The sequence below is a fragment of the Streptomyces sp. NPDC048370 genome, assembly GCF_043200825.1.
GTDB lineage: Bacteria > Actinomycetota > Actinomycetes > Streptomycetales > Streptomycetaceae > Streptomyces.
In genome coordinates this window covers 699532-718410 of the sequence record NZ_JBICYI010000003.1, presented here as the reverse complement: position 1 = coordinate 718410, position 18879 = coordinate 699532, and the positions used below count along the sequence as shown (strand labels likewise).

Here is an 18879-nt window from a genome sequence, read left to right as displayed (position 1 = left end):
CACTCTCACCGACACTACGACAATACCACCCACACCACCCCCCCCCCCCCACCCCCCCCCCCCCCCCCCCCCCCCCCCCCCCCCCCCCCCCCCCCCCCCCCCCCCCCCGCCCCTGTCACGCGATCGGAGCGCTTACGCGTCCTTCGAGAGGTTCGGGCCGGCTCCGCCCGTCGCCTGCTCGATCGGCGGGACGTCCGGCAGGGCCGACTTCTCCTCGCCGCGGAAGGTGAACTTCTTCTCCTCACCCTCGCCCTCGACGTCCACGACCACGATGTGACCGGGGCGCAGCTCGCCGAAGAGGATCTTCTCGGAGAGCGAGTCCTCGACCTCGCGCTGGATCGTCCGGCGCAGCGGCCGGGCGCCCATGACGGGGTCGTAACCCTTCTTGGCGAGCAGCTCCTTCGCGGCCTGGGAGAGCTCGATGCCCATGTCCCGGTCCTTGAGGCGCTCGTCCACCCGGCTGATCATCAGGTCGACGATCTGCAGGATGTCGGCCTCGGTGAGCTGCGGGAAGACGATGATGTCGTCCACACGGTTCAGGAACTCCGGGCGGAAGTGCTGCTTCAGCTCGTCGCTGACCTTCGCCTTCATCCGCTCGTAGTTGGACTTCGTGTCGCCCTGGGCCGCGAAGCCCAGGTTGAAGCCCTTCGAGATGTCCCGGGTCCCGAGGTTGGTCGTCATGATGATGACCGTGTTCTTGAAGTCCACGACCCGGCCCTGGGAGTCGGTCAGGCGACCGTCCTCCAGGATCTGGAGAAGGGAATTGAAGATATCGGGGTGGGCCTTCTCGACCTCGTCGAAGAGGACGACGGAGAACGGCTTGCGGCGCACCTTCTCGGTGAGCTGGCCGCCCTCTTCGTAGCCCACGTATCCGGGCGGGGAACCGAAGAGCCGGGAAACCGTGTGCTTCTCGCTGAACTCCGACATGTCGAGGGAGATCATCGCGTCCTCGTCGCCGAAGAGGAATTCGGCGAGCGCCTTGGACAGCTCGGTCTTACCGACACCGGACGGGCCGGCGAAGATGAACGAGCCACCGGGACGCTTCGGGTCCTTCAGACCGGCTCGCGTACGACGGATCGCCCGCGAGAGGCCGATGACGGCGTCCTTCTGACCGATGACGCGCTTGTGGAGCTCGTCCTCCATGCGGAGCAGTCGGCTGGACTCCTCCTCGGTCAGCTTGAAGACCGGGATGCCGGTGGCGGTCGCGAGGACCTCGGCGATCAGCTCGCCGTCGACCTCGGCGACGACGTCCATGTCGCCGGCCTTCCACTCCTTCTCCCGCTTGGCCTTCGCCGCCAGCAGCTGCTTCTCCTTGTCGCGGAGAGACGCCGCCTTCTCGAAGTCCTGGGAGTCGATCGCGGACTCCTTGTCCCGGCGGACACCGGCGATCTTCTCGTCGAACTCGCGGAGGTCCGGCGGCGCGGTCATCCGGCGGATGCGCATCCGGGATCCGGCCTCGTCGATCAGGTCGATCGCCTTGTCCGGCAGGAAGCGGTCCGAGATGTACCGGTCGGCCAGGGTCGCGGCCTGGACGAGGGCCTCGTCCGTGATGGAGACGCGGTGGTGGGCCTCGTACCGGTCACGCAGACCCTTGAGGATCTCGATCGTGTGCGGCAGCGACGGCTCCGCGACCTGGATGGGCTGGAAGCGGCGCTCGAGGGCCGCGTCCTTCTCCAGGTACTTGCGGTACTCGTCCAGCGTGGTCGCACCGATGGTCTGGAGCTCACCGCGGGCCAGCATCGGCTTGAGGATGCTGGCGGCGTCGATCGCGCCCTCGGCGGCACCCGCACCCACCAGGGTGTGGAGCTCGTCGATGAACAGGATGATGTCGCCGCGGGTGCGGATCTCCTTGAGGACCTTCTTCAGGCGCTCCTCGAAGTCACCGCGGTAGCGGGAGCCGGCGACCAGCGCGCCGAGGTCCAGGGTGTAGAGGTGCTTGTCCTTGAGGGTCTCGGGCACCTCGCCCTTGACGATGGCCTGCGCCAGGCCCTCGACGACGGCGGTCTTGCCGACGCCGGGCTCGCCGATGAGGACCGGGTTGTTCTTCGTACGGCGGGACAGCACCTGCATGACCCGCTCGATCTCCTTCTCGCGCCCGATGACCGGGTCGAGCTTGGATTCGCGGGCCGCCTGGGTGAGGTTGCGGCCGAACTGGTCGAGGACCAGGGACGTCGAGGGGGTGCCCTCGGCAGGACCGCCGGCCGTGGCGGCTTCCTTGCCCTGGTAGCCGGAGAGCAGCTGGATGACCTGCTGCCGCACCCGGTTGAGATCGGCGCCCAGCTTCACGAGGACCTGGGCGGCGACGCCCTCGCCCTCGCGGATCAGGCCGAGCAGGATGTGCTCCGTGCCGATGTAGTTGTGGCCGAGCTGGAGGGCCTCGCGGAGCGACAGCTCCAGGACCTTCTTGGCACGCGGGGTGAAGGGGATGTGGCCGGACGGGGCCTGCTGCCCCTGCCCGATGATCTCCTCAACCTGCTGGCGGACCGCCTCGAGCGAAATCCCGAGGCTCTCCAGGGCCTTAGCGGCGACACCCTCACCCTCGTGGATAAGGCCCAGGAGGATGTGCTCGGTGCCGATGTAGTTGTGGTTGAGCATCCGGGCTTCTTCCTGAGCCAGGACGACAACCCGCCGCGCGCGGTCGGTGAACCTCTCGAACATCGTTAATCGCTCCTCAGAGCGGTCAGTCAGTTAGGGGTCGATCCCCTCCCTGTCCTTCCGCAGCTTAGTCCCGCAAGCGGGGACCGCTCATTCCAACTGCCGACATCCGTCCGGATCACCCCCTTGTCCGTGGGGAGACCTGCTGCCGAACAGCCGACAAATGCTCCAACTCGATGGTGCGAGACGATGTTCCCGCAGGCCAAGCAGTTACCCCCGCCTCCAGTACGCCGATGGCGAACGTGAGACGCGAATCCCCGCGAGTCGTCCCTCCTCACTAGGAATGTCTTACCCGTAGGCACTGACACTCCATGCGGCACACCCCGGTTCCCTCCGCTACGGGCGAACATCCTTGCGCTGCCGAATGCGCCCGTACGCCCCCATCACGGACACGCAGCGCAGTGGATCAAGGACACAGGGTCAGCGAGCCACGGGGTGGAGGCGTAACCAAGGAGGCCTCGGGGGCGTTCGCCGGGCATGTCCTTCACCGCCCGGCGCGTGCCGCCGCCCCGCTCGCCGCTCGACGGTTCGCCGCTCGACGGTTCGCCGGCCGACGGTTCGCCGGTCGACGGCGATCAGGCGCGTTGGTACGAGGAGGGGCTCGGCTGGGCGACGGTGGCGGGACCGCCGGTGGGCCTGGTGACGGGCGTGCGCTTCGACGTCCTTGAGCTGCCCGCCGAGGCCGGTCGCGCGGTGCTGCGCAGGACGGGCGCGGGTGCCACGGGGCCGGTGGCCCTGGCGGGGCGGCGGATGCGGCTGCTTGTGGCCGCGGGAAGCGCGGAGGAGCTGCCGGGGCTCCTCGACTGGCTCGAATGGGGCGGGATCTCGCTGGATCTCACCGCGCTCGGCGCCGGCAGCCGGATGACCGCTCCTGTTCCCCCAGGATGGAGCGGTTCCGGCGCGCCGGGCGCCACGGTGTGGCTGCGCGCCCCGGAGCCGGGCCGCGCGGTGGAACCCTCACTGCCGGCCCTGCGGCCCGCCTCGCGGGCCGATGCGGCCGCCCCCTGTCTCGTGCGGCTGGTGGCCGCCGCCGCGGCGGCGTGCCACCGGGAGCGGCTTCTGAGTGCGCGTCCCCGGCCGATTTCTCAGCGGTTGGCGTTCTCGTAGGCCGTCTTGACCTCTGCCGGGACACGGCCCCGGTCGTTCACGGGGTAGCCGTTCTCCTTGGCCCACGCGCGGATCTTCGCGGTGTCCGGACCGGCACCGCCGGGGGCGACGCGGCCCTTGCCACGCGTACCGGCGCTACGGCCACCGGTGCGCCGACCGCTCTTGGTGTACGGCTCGAGCAGGCCGCGGAGCTTCTCCGCGTTGGCGGTGGTGAGGTCGATCTCGTAGGTCTTGCCGTCCAGCGCGAACGTCACGGTCTCGTCCGCCTCGACGCCGTCGAGGTCGTCGACAAGAAGGACCTGAACCTTCTGTGCCACCGGATTTCCTTTCATCGAAAATGCAGTACGCGGAAAGGAAACCGCTTTTCCCGGAAAAACACAAACCCCTGGGAGAGGTTCAGAAGCCTGGGAACGCGGGAAACGTGCGCGATTCGGACATAGAGGTTCCGAGCAGGTTCGCGATCGGGATGAGAGCGATCGTTACGTTCACAGGTGCAGAAGCATCCGGCTGTTGCCCAAGGTGTTCGGCTTCACTCGTTCGAGACCGAGGAACTCGGCGACACCCTCGTCATAGGAACGCAGGAGCTCGCTGTAGACATCTCCGTCGACCGGAGTCTCACCGATCTCGACGAAGCCGTGCTTCGCGAAGAAGTCGACTTCGAAGGTCAAGCAGAATACCCGGCGTACCCCGAGCCAACGGGCGGTGTGCAGCAACTTGTCGAGCACGTGATGTCCGACGCCGGCGCCCTTGAACTCGGGATCGACGGCGAGAGTACGGACTTCGGCGAGGTCTTCCCACATGACATGGAGCGCGCCGCAGCCGACGACCACGCCGTCCTCGTCGCGTTCGGCGACCCAGAACTCCTGGATGTCTTCGTAAAGCGTCACGGTCGCTTTGTCGAGCAGGATGCCCCGGCGGGTGTACGGCTCCACAAGGCGGCGTACGGCGGCGACATCACCGGTGCGCGCGCGACGAACGGTGACGGCTTTTGGAGCGGCGGGGGACGACGACATGGGGGGACGTTATCGCCCGGTGTCACCGGTTCCGTCGGCACCCTCGCCGGTGGGGGCGCTCGCGCCCTCCTCGGCGCCCGTTTCCGAGGCCGTACCCGTGCTCGCCGGCGGACTCGCGGGGGTGCTCGCCGGCGGACTCGCGGGCGGGCTCGTGGGGGCTTCCTCCGCAGGTGGGGCGGGGGGCTCAGCGGCCTTGTAGCCGACGACCCGGATCGCGTCGTTGAGGGCCTCGCGCTGCTCGCTGGACATCATGCCGAAGAACGCGACAAGGGCCGAGGCGGGGTTGTCGCTCTGCGCCCAGGCTTCGTTCATCAGTGCGGCCGAGTAGGCGGCGCGCGTGGAGACCGCCGTATATCGATAGGCGCGCCCGTCGACTTCCCTGCGTACCCAGCCCTTCTGATGGAGATTGTCCATTACGGTCATGACGGTGGTGTAGGCGATGGACCGTTCCTGCTGGAGATCCTCCAGGACTTCCCTGACGGTCACCGGGCGGTTCCATTGCCAGACGCGTGTCATGACGGCGTCTTCAAGCTCTCCCAATTGACGGGGCACACCGCCACCATAGTCCGCGAAGCGGTAATGGCGGGCTATTGACGGTTGAAACGCAACAAAAAGGACGTACGACCTGAAAGCGGTCGTACGTCCTTCGGTGCGGGCGGGGCTACGCGGGCTACGAGGCCGCGCCGTCCGCCTGACGGGTGGCCTCGACGCGGGCGAGGGCGGCGTCCACGGCCGCGTCTTCCTTGGCCTTGTTGGGGCCGCCCTGGCTCTTCACGATCGTGACGACGAGCGCGGTGAAGAACACGGCCATCACGACGGGGGGCAGGAGCGCGGATACGTAGTCCATGGCGTCCAGAGTAGCTATCCTGCGGCGCGTTCCTCGGGCGGGGGCGGGGGTACGGGGCGTCGGCGCGGCGGGAACACCTCGGAGGGCTTGGGCGCCGGGCGCTTGGCCGGGGCGGGCGACTTCGGGGTGGTGGCGGGCCGCTTGGGCTCGTCGGCGGCACGGCCGCCGGGCAGGGCGAGCAGCCGGGTGCGCGGCGCCGGGTACGCGGACAGCGCCTGGGCCGGCAGGGCCGGTGCGGGCGGCGCGGACGCGGGTACCGCCTGGGAGACGCGGGCGAGGCGGGCGCGCACGGAGCGTTCGGCGAGGACCTGGCAGCGCTCCAGGAGACCGGCGGCGCGGGGGTTGGCCCGCAGGGCGCGCAGGGCGGCCAGATCGTCGACACCGGGGTCGTACCCCGCGCCGAGGGCGTCCTGGAGGAGCTCCAGATAGCCGGTGAGCGAGCCGGGCAGGGCCTCGCGGTACCGGGTCAGGTCGGCGAGGAGGAACGCCCGGAGCCGGCCTGCCTCGCGGACGGTGTCGTCCACGGATTCGGCGAGGCGCAGACAGTCCTGGACGTCCTCGTCCTGAAGGGGGGCGGGGTTGAGGGCGGTGGCAAGGGCGCGTCGGAGCACACGCAGCTCGTCCGCACTGAACGCCATGCCGCCGCGGGATCCGTATGGCGTGGGCATGGGGTGACGATACGTGCTAATCGGACAAATTTCGTTTTACCGATCATCCCCGGGCGCGGCGCGAGCCATCCCCGGGCGCGGCGCGAGGATCCCGGGCGAGCGCGAGGATCCCGGGCGAGCGCGAGGATCCCGGGCGAGCGCAAGGATCCCGGGCGAGCGCAAGGATCCCGGGCGCGGCGCGAGACAGGAGGGCGGGATTCCCGTCGTCCGCCGCGCGCCCGCGCCGTCCGGGGGCGGGGGGAACTACATCCGGGAGACGTTGCGCTCGTACACCAGGCGCAGGCCGATCAGCGTCAGCCAGGGCTCGTGCTCGTCGATCTCCTTGGAGTCGCCGAGGACCATCGGGGCGAGGCCGCCCGTCGCGATCACGGTGACGGTGGAGGGGTCGCCGTCCCGGCCCACCAGTTCGCGCTTCATGCGGGAGACCACGCCGTCGACCTGGCCCGCGTACCCGTAGACGATGCCCGACTGCATCGCCTCGACCGTGTTCTTGCCGATCACGCTGCGCGGCCTGGCCAGCTCGATCTTGCGGAGCATGGCGCCCTTGACGCCCAGCGCCTCGACCGAGATCTCGATGCCCGGCGCGATCGCGCCGCCCGCGTACTCGCCGCGGGCGGTGATCGCGTCGTACGTCGTCGCCGTGCCGAAGTCGACCACGATCGCCGGGCCGCCGTAGAGCTCGACCGCCGCGACCGCGTTGATGATCCGGTCCGCGCCGACCTCCTTCGGGTTGTCCGTGAGGATCGGTACGCCCGTCTTGACGCCGGGCTCGACGAGGACGGCCGGGACGTCGCCGTAGTACCGGCGGGTCACCTCGCGCAGCTCGTGCAGCACCGAGGGGACCGTCGCGCAGATCGCGATCCCCTCGATGCCGTCGCTCAGCTCGACGCCGAGCAGGGGGTGCATGCCCATCAGGCCCTGGAGCAGGACCGCCATCTCGTCGGCGGTGCGGCGCGGGTCGGTCGAGATGCGCCAGTGCTCGACGATCTCCTCGCCGTCGAAGAGTCCGAGGACCGTGTGCGTGTTGCCGACATCGATGGTGAGCAGCATCAGGCCCGCACCTCGCGCAGGTCGAGGCCGATGTCCAGGATCGGGGAGGAGTGCGTGAGACCACCGACCGCGAGGTAGTCGACGCCCGTCGCCGCGTACGCCGCCGCGTTCTCCAGGGTGAGGCGGCCGGAGGACTCCAGGATCGCGCGGCCGGCGACCAGGGCGACGGCCTCCTCGGTCTCCAGGGGGGTGAAGTTGTCGAGCAGGATCAGGTCCGCGCCCGCGTCCAGGACCTCGCGGACCTGGTGCAGCGTGTCGACCTCGACCTCGATCGGCACGTCCGGGAACTGCTCCCGTACGGCCTTGAAGGCCTGCGCGACGCCACCGGCGGCCACCACGTGGTTGTCCTTGACCAGCGCGGCGTCCGACAGCGACATGCGGTGGTTGACGCCGCCGCCGCAGCGCACCGCGTACTTCTCCAGGGCGCGCAGGCCCGGCGTGGTCTTGCGGGTGTCCCGCACGCGGGCCCCGGTGCCCTCCAGGACGTCCGCCCACGCGCGCGTGGCGGTGGCGATGCCGGAGAGGCGGCACATGATGTTCAGCGCGCTGCGCTCGCCGGTGAGCAGGTCGCGGGTGCGGGTGGTGACGCTCAGGAGCTTCTGGCCGGCCTCGACGCGGTCGCCGTCCTCGACGTGCCGCTCGACCTCGAAGGTGTCGGTACAGACGATCGACAGCACCGCCTCTGCGATCCGCAGACCGGAGACCACGCCCGCCTCGCGCGCGGTGAAGTCGGCGGTGGCGATCGCGTCCTCGGGGACGGTCGCGACGGTCGTCACGTCCACGCCGCCGTCGAGGTCCTCCTCGATGGCCAGGTGGGCGATGTCCTCGACCTGGACGGGGTCGAGGCCCGCGTCGGCGAGCAGCTGGGCGAGCGCCGGGTCGAGGCCGCTCTCGTAGACCTCGTCGGCGCAGCCGCAGCCGTCACCGCAGCCGCCGGCGTCCTCGGCGGGGGCGCTGATCTGGATCAGGGGGACGTCCACGGGCTGCGGACGTGCTTCTTCGGGCGTGCTCACGACTGCGGCTCCTTGGATGCGTCGGCGATGACAGGCGGAAAGTCTGCGGTGGCGGTGGGGCGGACCGCCAGTTCGCCCCCGGGGGCCCGGGACACAATCAGATGGCGTCGCCACGCGTCGTCGTCGCGGTCGGGCTTGTCCTCGCGCCAGTGGCAGCCGCGGGTCTCCTCGCGGGCGAGGGCGGTCGTCACGAGGGCCTCGGAGACTTCGAGGAGGTTGGCCGTCTCCCAGGACTCGGTGCAGGGCTCGACGGCCTCCGCGAGGTGGTTCGTCACGGCGTCCATGGCCAGGGTCTCCAGGGCTCCGGCCGCCCTCAGGAGGCTCTCCTCGGAGCGCAGCACGCCCGCGTTCGCGCTCATGATCCGCTGGATGTCGGCGCGCAGCTTGGGCGCGAGCACCGGCATCACGCGCGCGTGGGCCGGTACGGCCGGCGGCCGCTCCACGTTCTTCCCGGCGAGGTCCGCCGCGATCAGGTCGGAGATCCGCTCGGCGAAGACCAGGCCCTCCAGGAGCGAGTTCGACGCGAGCCGGTTGGCGCCGTGGACACCCGTACAGGCCACCTCACCGCACGCGTAGAGGCCCGGGACGGTGGTCCGGCCGTTCAGGTCCGTGCGGACTCCGCCGGAGGCGTAGTGGGCCGCGGGGGCGACCGGGATGGGCTCGGTGACCGGGTCGATGCCGTGGGCCCGACAGGCCGCCAGGATCGTGGGGAAGCGCGTGGCCCACATCTCGGCGCCGAAGTGCCGGGCGTCCAGGTACATGTGCAGGGCGTTCCGCTCCCGCATGCGGCGCATGATCGCCTTGGCGACGATGTCGCGGGGGGCGAGCTCGGCAAGCTCGTGCTGCCCGAGCATGAAGCGGACCCCGTCCGCGTCGACGAGATGGGCGCCCTCGCCCCGTACCGCCTCGGAGACCAGCGGCTGCTGGCCCTCGGAGCCGGGGCCGAGGAAGAGCACCGTGGGGTGGAACTGGACGAACTCCAGGTCGGAGACCTCCGCCCCGGCGCGCAGGGCGAGCGCGACGCCGTCGCCGGTGGAGACCGCCGGGTTCGTGGTCGCCGAGAAGACCTGCCCCATGCCGCCGGTGGCGAGGACCACGGCGGGGGCGTGGACGGCTCCGACGCCGTCCTCACGGCCCTCGCCCATGACGTGGAGGGTGACACCCGCCGTGCGGCCCTCCGCGTCCTTCAGGAGGTCCAGGACGAGCGCGTGCTCGATGGTGCGCACGCCCCGGTCCCGTATCGCCTCGACCAGGGCGCGGGAGATCTCGGCCCCGGTCGCGTCGCCGCCGGCGTGGGCGATCCGGCGGCGGTGGTGGCCGCCCTCGCGGGTCAGGGCGATCTCGCCGTCGGCGGTCTTGTCGAAGTCGGCGCCCGTGGCGATCAGCCGACGGACTGCGTCGGGGCCCTCGGTGACCAGGAGCCGGACGGCCTCGGTGTCGCAGAGCCCGGCGCCCGCGACGAGGGTGTCGTCCAGGTGCTGCTCGGGGGTGTCGCCCTCGCCGAGTGCGGCGGCGATGCCGCCCTGCGCCCAGCGGGTGGAGCCGTCGTCCAGGCGGGCCTTGGTGACGACGACCGTACGCAGTCCGGCGGCGGTGCAGCGCAGCGCCGCGGTCAGCCCGGCGACACCGGAGCCGACCACGACGACGTCGGCGTCGATGGACCAGCCGGGCTCGGGCGCGTGCAGCCGTATTCCAGTCACTTGGTGGCTCCGAACATGAGCGGGATGTTGTCGATCAGCCGCGTGCTGCCCACGCGCGCGGCGACGGCGAGCAGCGCCTCGCCTTCGTGGTCGTCGGCGACCTCGGTGAAGTCGGACGGGTCGACCAGGGCGAGGTAGTCGAGCGTGAGCGGGGGCTCGGCCTTCGCCGCGTCGTCGACGACGGCGCGGGCCGCGGCCCGTACGGCGCCGGCGCCGCCGGCCTCGGACGCCTGGGCGACGGCGTGGGCGTCGGCCGCGGCGCGGGCCTCGCCGAGCCGGGAGAGCCCCTCCGCACGGGTCTCGGCCCGGTTCTGGGCGCCCGGCAGGGAGTCGGCACGCGCGCGCAGCGCGTGCTGGGCGGCGAGCCGGTCGCTCGCGGCGAACAGGGCCCGGGAGAGGGCGAGGGCGGTGCGGCGCTCGCCCTCGGAGAGGTAGCGGTTGCGGCTGGAGAGGGCCAGGCCGTCGGCCTCGCGGACGGTCGGCACGCCGACGATCTCCGCGGGGAAGTTCAGATCGCGGACCATCCGGCGGATCAGGGCCAGCTGCTGGGCGTCCTTCTGGCCGAAGAGGGCCAGGTCGGGGCGGGTGAGGTGGAGCAGCTTGGCGACGACGGTCAGCATGCCGTCGAAGTGGCCGGGCCGGGAGGCGCCTTCGAGGCGCTCGCCCATCGGGCCCGCACTGATCCGGACCTGCGGCTCCCCACCGGGGTACACCTCGTCGACGGAGGGCGCGAAGACCGCGTCCGCGCCGGCCGCCTCGGCCGTCCTGAGGTCGGCGTCCAGGGTGCGGGGGTAGCGGTCGAGGTCCTCGCCCGCGCCGAACTGCAGCGGGTTGACGAAGACGGTGACGACTACGAAGCCGTCCGGTCCGACGTACTCGCGGGCCGTCCGGACGAGGGTGGCGTGCCCCTCGTGGAGCGCGCCCATGGTCATCACGACGGCGGTACGGGCGGCACCGGCGGCACCGGCTGTACGGGTGTCCTCGGCGACGGCCATGGGGTCGTTTTCGGCCACGCCCAGGGCGGCACGGGTCCGCGTCGGGCGGGCCGCGAGGGCGTGGAGTTCGTCCGCCGTACGAACCAGGGCGAAGGTCGTCGATGTCATCGGTCGGTCTCCCCGTCGGCGAGCACGCCCAGCAGATCCTCGGCCAGCTCGGGCTTGAGCAGGCCGTGCGCGAGCGCCCGGTCGGCGGTCGTGCGGGCCATCGCCAGATAGCCGGCGACGGTGCCGGGCGCGTGCTTGCGCAGCTCGGCGACATGAGCGGCGACCGTGCCCGCGTCACCGCGCGCGACGGGCCCGGTGAGCGCCCCGTCGCCGGAGCGCAGGGCGTTGTCCAGGGCCGCGCCCAGGAGCGGGCCGAGCATCCGGTCGGGGGCGGCGACCCCGGCCGTACGGAGCAGGTCCATGGACTGGGCGACCAGCGTGACCAGGTGGTTCGCGCCCAGGGCGAGGGCCGCGTGGTAGAGCGGGCGGGCCTCCTCCGCGATCCACTCGGGCTCGCCGCCCATCTCGATGACCAGGGCCTCTGCGGCCAGCCGCAGCTCGACGGGGGCGGTCACCCCGAAGGAGCAGCCGGCGAGCCGCTGGACGTCCACGGAGGTGCCGGTGAAGGTCATGGCGGGGTGCAGGGCCAGCGGCAGGGCGCCGGCACGGCGGGCGGGGTCCAGGACCTTCACCCCGTACCGCCCGGAGGTGTGCACGAGCAGCTGCCCCGGCCGTACGGCACCGGTCTCGGCGAGGCCCTCGACCAGGCCGGGCAGGGCGTCGTCGGGGACGGTCAGGAGCACCAGCTCGGCCCGGGCGAGCACCTCGGCGGGCGGCACGATCGGCACGTCCGGGAGCAGGTTCGTGGCGCGCCGGACGGACGCGTCGGAGACCGCGGAGACGGCGACGGGGCGGTGGCCCGCGAGCTGGAGCGCCGCGGCGAGGGCGGGTCCCACCCGACCGGCTCCGACGACTCCGACGGTGAGGCGCGCGGGTCGGTCTTCCGCTCGGGGTTCTGCTCGGGACTCAGCTGGATGGTTCACGCGGCAACGGCCTTCCGTTCCAGTCCGCGGGGGGTACCGGACGATTTCTGGTCATGCTACGCCAGCGTTTCGTCCTCCTCCGTGACTGTCCACAGGCTGTGGGCGGTGGTGTGATGATCGGCCCATGGACGAAGGCGTGGGCGATGGCATGGGCGTAGGCGTGGACGAGGACAGGAGCGGCCGGTCGGACGGGCCGACGGACGAGGCCGAAGCGCGGCGGCACCAGGCGGAGGTGTGGGGCTCCGCGCGGCGGAAACTGGCCCACTCACCGGTCGAGGGCACGGTGGGGGACCGCCTGCGGCAGCTCGCCGAATGGGCCGGGGACACCGCGGACGACGGCGGCCCGCTCGACGCGTACGGCGACGGGCTCGTCGAGGAGCTCGAACGGCGGGTCGCGGGGGAACTCGGGCTGCCCGCGGCGGTGTTCTTCCCGACCGGGACGATGGCGCAGCAGGTGGCGCTGCGCTGCTGGGCCGGGCGGACCGGCAGCCCGGTCGTCGCCCTGCACCCGCTCGCCCACCCGGAGGTCCACGAGGGCGGTGCGCTGGGGTCGGTGAGCGGGCTGCGGACGGTCCACCTGACGGACGAGCCGAGGCTGCCGACGGCCGAGGAGGTGCGGGGCCACACGGAGCCGTTCGGGACGCTGATGCTGGAGCTGCCGCTGCGGGACGCGGGATTCGTGCTGCCGTCCTGGGACGAGCTGGTGGACGTCGTGGCGGCGGCCCGCGAACGGGATGCGGTGGTGCACGTCGACGGCGCACGACTGTGGGAGTGCGCCCCGCACTTCGGGCGCGGCCTGCAGGAGATCGCGGGGCTCGCGGACAGCGTGTACGTGTCCTTCTACAAGTCCCTGGGCGGCCTCTCGGGGGCGGCGCTCGCCGGCCCGGAGGACGTGATGGAGGAGGCCCGGGTGTGGCGGCACCGGTACGGCGGCCAGGTCTTCCAGCAGTACCCCGCGGCGGCCTCGGCGCTGCGCGGCCTGGACCGGGAGCTGCCCCGGCTGCCCTCGTACGTGGCGCACGCGCGCGTGGTGGCGGGCTGGCTGCGGGCGGCCTTCGAGGAGGCGGGCGTGCCGTGGTTCCGGGTGCATCCGGAGCCGCCGCACACCCACCAGTTCCAGGTCTGGCTCCCGTACGCCCCGGACGTCCTGACGGCGGCGTCCGTGGCGCTGACCGAGTCGACCGACACGGTCCTCTTCCGCCGCTGGCGCAGCCCCGGCGCGGGCGGCCCGCCGGGGATCGCGATGGCGGAGGTGACGGTCGGCGAGCCGGGCCTCGCCTGGACGGAGACAGACGTACGGGACGCGGTACGGAACTTCCTGGCGCTGCTGGCGTAGGGGCCGCCGGCCCCGACAGGCCCCAGCCCTAGGGGCCGGTCCTCAGCAGGCCTTCGGGTGGAACCGGCGGCTCAGGGCGGTACGCAGGCGGCCCCGGGCGGGACGCCCCGCGAGGACCGCGTGGAAGCGGCGGCGGTCGCGGAGGGCCCGGAGGGTGGCGACGTCGTGGGTACCGGGCAGCGGCGGCGTCCGCTCACCGTGCTGCGCGGCGCGGTAGGTGTCGAAGAGGTACTGGTGCATCGCGTTCATGACCCCACGATGGCTCCGCCGGCCGGCCCCGGTCGCGCCGATTGACCGCGCCCGTCAAACGGACCGCCCGAGTGCCCGCTCGATTGACGGGCGGCGTCAAACGACGCGACAGCACCCGCGGGATGTCCCGCACCATGGGGGCGTGAGCGTGACCATCGACATCACCGGGCTTCCGCACGAGCGGATCGTCTTCTGCCCCTCCCCCCTGGCCGAACTGGGCGCCGCGCTGCACGCGCTGTCCGAGCCCGGGCACCACGCCGGGCTGCACGGCTGGGCCACGACCACCACCGCGGGGCTCAAGCCCGAACTCGCCGACCGGATGCACGAGGCCGACTTCATGTGGCGCTCCACCCGGTCCGACTTCCTGCTGTCGGCCCAGCCGCGCGAGACGCTCGCCGAGGAGCTCGACGACCTCGACCGGATGGACGACGAGACGTACGTCGGGGCGGCGTTGGAGATCTCCTGCAGCACCCAGTACGCGGACGGTCTGCCCTCCCCGCTCGTCGACGCCCACTCCCGCCGCCGCGCCCTCGACCTGGCGGCCGCGCGCGGCCCTCGCCAGGCCGCGTTCGTGGAGCGGATGCTCGCCGATCCGACCGGCACGCGCGCGTGGATCCGCCGGCTCCTGGAGGACTGCGACGCCGCGTTCTTCGCCGACACCTGGAGCCGGGTCCGGGTCCAGCTCGCCGCCGACGCCCGCCACAAGACCGATCTGCTGCGCCGCAAGGGCCTCACCGAGGCGGTCACGGCCGTCTCCCCCGCCATCAGTGTGGAGGAGGACGCCCGCCGCACCCGGCTCGTCGTCGACAAGCTGGTGCTCGGCCGGACGACCACCGAGGGCTCGGCGCTCACCTTCCTGCCGACCGCCTTCGGCCGGCCGCACCTCATCGCCGTGCACGCACACGGCTGGCAGCCGGTGATCCAGTACCCCGTCTCCACCCGCGAACTCGCAGGCACCGCGCCCGTGGAGACCGTCAAGCTCCGTCTGGAGGCCGTCGCGCACCCGATGCGGATGCGGATGTGCCGCAACCTCGCCCGCGCCTCGTACACGACGAGCGAACTGTCCGACGCGTACGGCATCTCCGCGCCGGAGGTCTCCCGGCACCTCGCCGTCCTGAGGAAGGCCGGACTGCTCACCACCCAGCGCCGCGGCCGCTACGTCCTGCACCAGCTGGACGTGACCGTCGTCGCCCGCCTGGGCAGCGACTTCCTCGAAGCCGTACTGCGCTAGCTGCTGGGGTTCGGGGCCGGTCGCTCAGTCGAAGCGGATGTGCGACAGGCCGATCCGCAACCGCCGTAGGCGGTGACGCAGCGGCCCGTCCGTGTCCGGCGCGAGCCGAAGCCCCGCCGCACGCGCCACCTCGTCCGCGACCTGCGGGACCGTGAGCCGGTCGGTACGGATGTGGTGCGCGAACTCCGGCCCGCTCAGCCGCTCCAGACACAGGTCGAGCCTGCTCACCGCGAAGCTGTCCCGCTTCAGACCACCCCCGAGCCCCCGCTCGCTCAGCCGCTTCAGGACCGTCCCGCGCTCCGCGAGCAGCGCGAAATGGCGCACCCGGTCAGGACCGTGCGCCTCCCGCAGCCGCCCGACGATCTCCTCGAAGTACGCCGGTTCGACCAGCGTCATCGGCACGACGACCGGACCGTCCCCGTGCTTGCGCAGCGCCAGGTCCAGCACCTCGTACACGCCCTGCCGCCAGGCGGCGAGGTCCTGGAAGTCTCCCCTGAGGGACGGCGGCAGCGTGCGGTGCAGGCCGAAGCCGATGTGCTCCGGGTCGCAGACGACGCTGCCGGGCAGCCGCCGCCGGATCTCGTACGCCGTCTGCGTCTTCCCGACCCCGAACGGGCCGTTGATCCACAGCAGCACGGGCGATCAGCCCGCCCCGCCGCCCGCCCGGACCAGGCCGGTCTCGTACGCGAGCACCACCACCTGCACGCGGTCGCGCAGGTCCAGCTTGGTGAGGATCCGGCCGACGTGCGTCTTCACCGTCGCCTCCGACAGCACGAGACGGGCGGCGATCTCGCCGTTCGACAGGCCCTGGGCGACCAGGAGCATGACCTCGCGCTCGCGGTCGGTGAGCCGCTCGACCTCCTTGTGCTGCGGCTCCTTCCCCGAGGACGGCAGCATCGGCGAGAAGCGGTCCAGGAGGCGGCGGGTCGTGGACGGGGCCACCACCGCGTCGCCGCTGTGCACGGAGCGGATCGCGCCGAGCAGCTCGGCCGGCGGCACGTCCTTCAGCATGAAGCCGCTCGCGCCCGCCTTCAGGCCGGAGAAGGCGTACTCGTCCAGGTCGAAGGTGGTCAGGATCAGGACGCGGGGCGCGTCGGGCTCAGAGCAGATCCGCCGGGTCGTCTCGACCCCGTCCAGCTTCGGCATGCGGACGTCCATGAGGACCACGTCCACGGCCGTCGACCGCAGCACCTCCAGCGCCTCCACGCCGTCGCCCGCCTCGGCCACGACCTCCATGTCCGGCTGAGCGGCGAGCACCATGCGGAAGCCGGTCCGCAGCAGCACCTGGTCGTCGACGAGCATCACGCGGATGGACATGTGGGGGTTCCTTCGGGGTCGTCAGTGGGCGGGCTTGAGCGGGAGCAGGGCGCTGATGCGGAAGCCGCCCCCCGGACGCGGTCCCGCGTCCAGGGTGCCGCCGACCATGCCGACGCGCTCCCGCATGCCGATCAGGCCGTGGCCCCGGCCGTCGGCGCCCCCGTCCTCGTACATCTCGTGGGTCGCACCGCGCCCGTCGTCCTCCACGAGCAGCCCGAGACCGTCGTCGAAGTAGACCAGACGGACGCTCGCTCCGACGTCCGGACCGCCGTGCTTGCGGGTGTTGGTGAGGGCTTCCTGCACGATCCGGTACGCGGTGAGTTCGACGCCGCTCGGCAGCGGACGCGGCGTGCCCTCGATCCGGAAGTCCACGGTCAGACCGGCCCCCCTGACCTGCTCGACCAGGTCCTCGATCTGCTCGACGTCCGGCTGCGGCACGTACTCCCCCGCCTCCTTGTGCTCGCCGGTGCGCAGGATGCCGAGCAGCCGGCGCATCTCGGCCAGCGCCTGCCGGCCGGTCGAGGAGATCGTCTCCAGGGCCTGCTTGGCCTGCTCGGGCGAGGCGTCCAGGACGTAGGCGGCGCCGTCGGCCTGGACGACCATCACCGACACGTTGTGCGCGACGACGTCGTGCAGCTCGCGGGCGATCCGGGCGCGCTCGGCGGCGACGGCGACCTTGGCCTGCGCCTCGCGCTCCTGCTCCAGGCGGGAGGCGCGCTCCTCCAGCTGCGCGAAGTAGGCGCGGCGGGTCCGGAGCGAGTCGCCGAGCACCCAGGCGAGGGCGAACGGCACGGTCATGATGATCGTGAAGAAGACATGGGCGGCCGTGGAGTCGATCTCGTCCTGGGCCGGCCAGCGCAGCTGGGAGAGCGTCGCGGCGCTCAGACCGCCGATCAGGGCGAGGCGGGAGGCCCAGCGCGGGCCGTCGTGCGCGGCGACCGTGTAGATGATCACCAGCATCGCGAAGTCGGCGAAGAACGGCATCAGCCCGAAGGCGAGCTGGGCGACGCCGATGACGACCGTGAGCACCAGCATCTTCTCGGGCGCGCGCCGGCGCAGGGCCACGACCAGGGAGAGCAGCAGCGCGACGACGCCGTACGCGAGCGGGTGCCCGAGCGATGGGTTGGTCGAGCCCACCCACAGGACGGAGAACCCGAAGAGGACGACGGCCCAGAAGCTGTCGACGCCTGTCGGGTGTCTGCGGATGAAGTCGTAGAGGCGCTGCACGTAACCCAGCGTAGGGAAAGCGGATAGGTGCAGGGGTCAACCGTGGGGTCGATCCTTGACGCGAGGGCCGTACTCCCCAAGGTGGAGACTGGACCGCGTGACGGATGAGACGTGTCAGTGGCAGGGGTGGCGTGAGGCCACGGAGCAGGCGTTGTACGGCCCGGGGGGCTTCTTTCTGCGCCCCGAGGGTCCTGCGGGCCACTTCCGCACCTCGGTGCACGCCTCCCCGCTCTTCGCGGGGGCGATCGCGCGGCTGCTCGCCGAGGTGGCGGAGGAGCTGGGGACGGACGAGGTCGCGTTCGTGGACGTGGGCGCGGGGCGGGGCGAGCTCGTGACGGGCGTTCTCGCGGCCGCCTCCGCGTCGGCGGGGCTTTCGGTTCGGGCGTACGGCGTCGAGCGCGCGGAGCGGCCGGCGGGGCTCGACGCCCGGGTGGAGTGGACGGACCGGGTGCCGGAGGGGGTCCGCGGGCTGCTCTTCGCGAACGAGTGGCTCGACAACGTGCCGGTGGACGTGGCGGGCGCGGACGACGCGGGGGTCGTGCGGTACTTCGAGGTACGGGCGGCGGACGGGGCGGAACGGCTCGGGCGGCCCGTCGAGGGGCCGGACGCGGAGTGGCTGGAGCGGTGGTGGCCGCTCACGGAGCCCGGCGAGCGGGCGGAGATCGGGCGCGCCCGGGACGAGGCGTGGGCGGCGGCGGTCGGCTCCCTGGCGGCGGGGCGGGCGGTGGCGGTGGACTACGGGCACGTACGGGAGTCCAGGCCGCCGTTCGGAACGCTGACCGGGTTCCGGGGCGGGCGGGAGGTGGCACCGGTGCCGGACGGGTCGTGCGACGTGACGGCGCACGTGGCGATGGACGCGTGCGCCTCGGCCGGCGGGGGCGGGGAGCTCATGACCCAGCGGGAGGCCTTGCGGGGCCTCGGCGTGCGGGGCGAACGTCCTCCGCTCGCGCTCGCGACGAGCGACGCGGCGGCGTACGTACGGGCTCTCGGCGAGGCGGGCGAGGCGGCGGAGCTGACAGCGCGGGGTGGGCTCGGGGACTTTCTGTGGCTCACGCGGCGGGTGGGGGTGGCGCCTGGGGCTGGGGCCCGGGCTCGGGGCGGAGGGGCCTGACGGGGCGCCGGCCCCGTGGGTTGTGCCCACCCTCCCCCTAGGTCGCGTCCGGAAAGTCTGGCCTGGCTCGCGACGCCCTTCGGGCGGACGACCATACTTTCCGGACACTCCCTAGGACTTCGTCCTGGGGGGACCCCCAGCCCTGCGGAACGATTGCCCACAACGGGTGGGAGCGGGTGGGGACCGTACTGCGGAACGATTGCCCACAACAGGTGGGAGCGGGTGGGGACCGCCCTGCTGACCTGCTGCCCACAACGGGTGGGAGCGGGTGGGGACCGTACTGCGGGACGGCTGGCCACAACTCGGCGGGGCCGGGAGATACTGCTCCC

The 18879-nt window shown here is 72.2% G+C and carries 19 protein-coding genes; 4 read left to right on the top strand and 15 right to left on the bottom strand.

Translation table 11 applies throughout. The annotated features are described in order from the left end of the window. Positions 1-132: 132 nt before the first annotated feature. Entirely contained in the window at positions 133-2658 is a 2526-nt protein-coding gene (locus ACGFYP_RS10680) for an ATP-dependent Clp protease ATP-binding subunit (protein ID WP_361956355.1), read from the bottom strand. Positions 2659-3132: 474 nt separating this feature from the next. Here ACGFYP_RS10680 and ACGFYP_RS10675 point away from each other — a divergent pair, with 474 nt between their 5' ends. After that, positions 3133-3762 carry an SCO3374 family protein gene (locus ACGFYP_RS10675; RefSeq protein ID WP_393488972.1) on the top strand — a complete coding sequence of 210 codons (630 nt, stop codon included), beginning with the start codon at positions 3133-3135 and terminating at the stop codon, positions 3760-3762. Here the strand turns inward: ACGFYP_RS10675 and ACGFYP_RS10670 are convergent. From ACGFYP_RS10670 to ACGFYP_RS10625, 10 genes are all read right to left on the bottom strand, one after another. Continuing rightward, a complete protein-coding gene (locus tag ACGFYP_RS10670; protein WP_361956361.1) occupies positions 3741-4079 on the bottom strand; it encodes an Lsr2 family protein in 339 nt (112 codons plus the stop codon). The genes ACGFYP_RS10675 and ACGFYP_RS10670 overlap by 22 nt on opposite strands. A 168-nt stretch (positions 4080-4247) precedes the next feature. Next, positions 4248-4775 carry an amino-acid N-acetyltransferase gene (locus ACGFYP_RS10665; RefSeq protein WP_361956364.1) on the bottom strand — a complete coding sequence of 176 codons (528 nt, stop codon included), beginning with the start codon at positions 4773-4775 and terminating at the stop codon, positions 4248-4250. A gap of 9 nt (positions 4776-4784) precedes the next feature. Next, a complete protein-coding gene (locus tag ACGFYP_RS10660; protein ID WP_393488968.1) occupies positions 4785-5291 on the bottom strand; it encodes a BlaI/MecI/CopY family transcriptional regulator in 507 nt (168 codons plus the stop codon). A 154-nt stretch (positions 5292-5445) separates the two neighbouring features. Further along, positions 5446-5622, bottom strand: coding sequence for a hypothetical protein (locus ACGFYP_RS10655; RefSeq protein WP_361956370.1), 177 nt, complete (start codon positions 5620-5622; stop codon positions 5446-5448). Between the two features lie 14 nt (positions 5623-5636). Beyond that, positions 5637-6260, bottom strand: a complete 624-nt coding sequence (locus tag ACGFYP_RS10650) for a hypothetical protein (RefSeq protein WP_393489206.1) — start codon at positions 6258-6260, stop codon at positions 5637-5639. Between the two features lie 273 nt (positions 6261-6533). Continuing rightward, positions 6534-7340 (bottom strand): type III pantothenate kinase, encoded by an 807-nt coding sequence (locus ACGFYP_RS10645; RefSeq protein WP_361956373.1) that lies wholly within the window; start codon positions 7338-7340, stop codon positions 6534-6536. Continuing rightward, complete coding sequence (gene nadC / locus ACGFYP_RS10640) at positions 7340-8353, bottom strand: carboxylating nicotinate-nucleotide diphosphorylase (protein WP_361956376.1); 1014 nt, start codon at positions 8351-8353, stop codon at positions 7340-7342. The genes ACGFYP_RS10645 and nadC overlap by 1 nt, the downstream gene beginning before the upstream one ends. Next, entirely contained in the window at positions 8350-10053 is a 1704-nt protein-coding gene (locus tag ACGFYP_RS10635) for an L-aspartate oxidase (RefSeq protein WP_393488949.1), read from the bottom strand. The genes nadC and ACGFYP_RS10635 overlap by 4 nt, the downstream gene beginning before the upstream one ends. Further along, complete coding sequence (panC, locus tag ACGFYP_RS10630; protein ID WP_393488940.1) at positions 10050-11156, bottom strand: pantoate--beta-alanine ligase; 1107 nt, start codon at positions 11154-11156, stop codon at positions 10050-10052. Before panC ends, ACGFYP_RS10635 begins: the two co-directional genes overlap by 4 nt. Next, entirely contained in the window at positions 11153-12079 is a 927-nt protein-coding gene (locus ACGFYP_RS10625; protein ID WP_393488932.1) for a Rossmann-like and DUF2520 domain-containing protein, read from the bottom strand. The genes panC and ACGFYP_RS10625 overlap by 4 nt, the downstream gene beginning before the upstream one ends. A 148-nt stretch (positions 12080-12227) precedes the next feature. On the opposite strand from ACGFYP_RS10625, the gene ACGFYP_RS10620 reads away from it, so the two are divergent. Further along, positions 12228-13415, top strand: a complete 1188-nt coding sequence (locus ACGFYP_RS10620) for a threonine aldolase family protein (RefSeq protein WP_393489202.1) — start codon at positions 12228-12230, stop codon at positions 13413-13415. 42 nt (positions 13416-13457) lie between these two features. Here the strand turns inward: ACGFYP_RS10620 and ACGFYP_RS10615 are convergent, their stop codons facing one another. Continuing rightward, complete coding sequence (locus tag ACGFYP_RS10615; protein WP_393488926.1) at positions 13458-13664, bottom strand: hypothetical protein; 207 nt, start codon at positions 13662-13664, stop codon at positions 13458-13460. Positions 13665-13812: 148 nt separating this feature from the next. Here ACGFYP_RS10615 and ACGFYP_RS10610 point away from each other — a divergent pair, with 148 nt between their 5' ends. Next, positions 13813-14895, top strand: a complete 1083-nt coding sequence (locus ACGFYP_RS10610) for a DUF5937 family protein (protein ID WP_393489199.1) — start codon at positions 13813-13815, stop codon at positions 14893-14895. Positions 14896-14919: 24 nt separating this feature from the next. Here ACGFYP_RS10610 and ACGFYP_RS10605 read toward each other — a convergent pair whose 3' ends face one another. From ACGFYP_RS10605 to ACGFYP_RS10595, 3 genes are read right to left on the bottom strand one after another with little or no spacing between them, the layout of a single operon-like run. After that, the gene (locus tag ACGFYP_RS10605) at positions 14920-15531 is read right to left on the bottom strand and encodes an AAA family ATPase (RefSeq protein WP_393488921.1); all 612 of its coding nucleotides are present in this window, start codon (positions 15529-15531) and stop codon (positions 14920-14922) included. A gap of 6 nt (positions 15532-15537) precedes the next feature. Continuing rightward, on the bottom strand, positions 15538-16212 hold the full coding sequence (locus ACGFYP_RS10600; protein ID WP_361956391.1) for a response regulator transcription factor: 675 nt from the start codon (positions 16210-16212) through the stop codon (positions 15538-15540). 21 nt (positions 16213-16233) lie between these two features. Then, the gene (locus ACGFYP_RS10595) at positions 16234-17439 is read right to left on the bottom strand and encodes a sensor histidine kinase (RefSeq protein WP_393488912.1); all 1206 of its coding nucleotides are present in this window, start codon (positions 17437-17439) and stop codon (positions 16234-16236) included. Positions 17440-17536: 97 nt separating this feature from the next. Between ACGFYP_RS10595 and ACGFYP_RS10590 the strand changes: the two genes are divergently transcribed. After that, positions 17537-18550, top strand: a complete 1014-nt coding sequence (locus ACGFYP_RS10590) for an SAM-dependent methyltransferase (protein WP_393488906.1) — start codon at positions 17537-17539, stop codon at positions 18548-18550. The last annotated feature ends 329 nt before the right edge of the window (positions 18551-18879 follow it).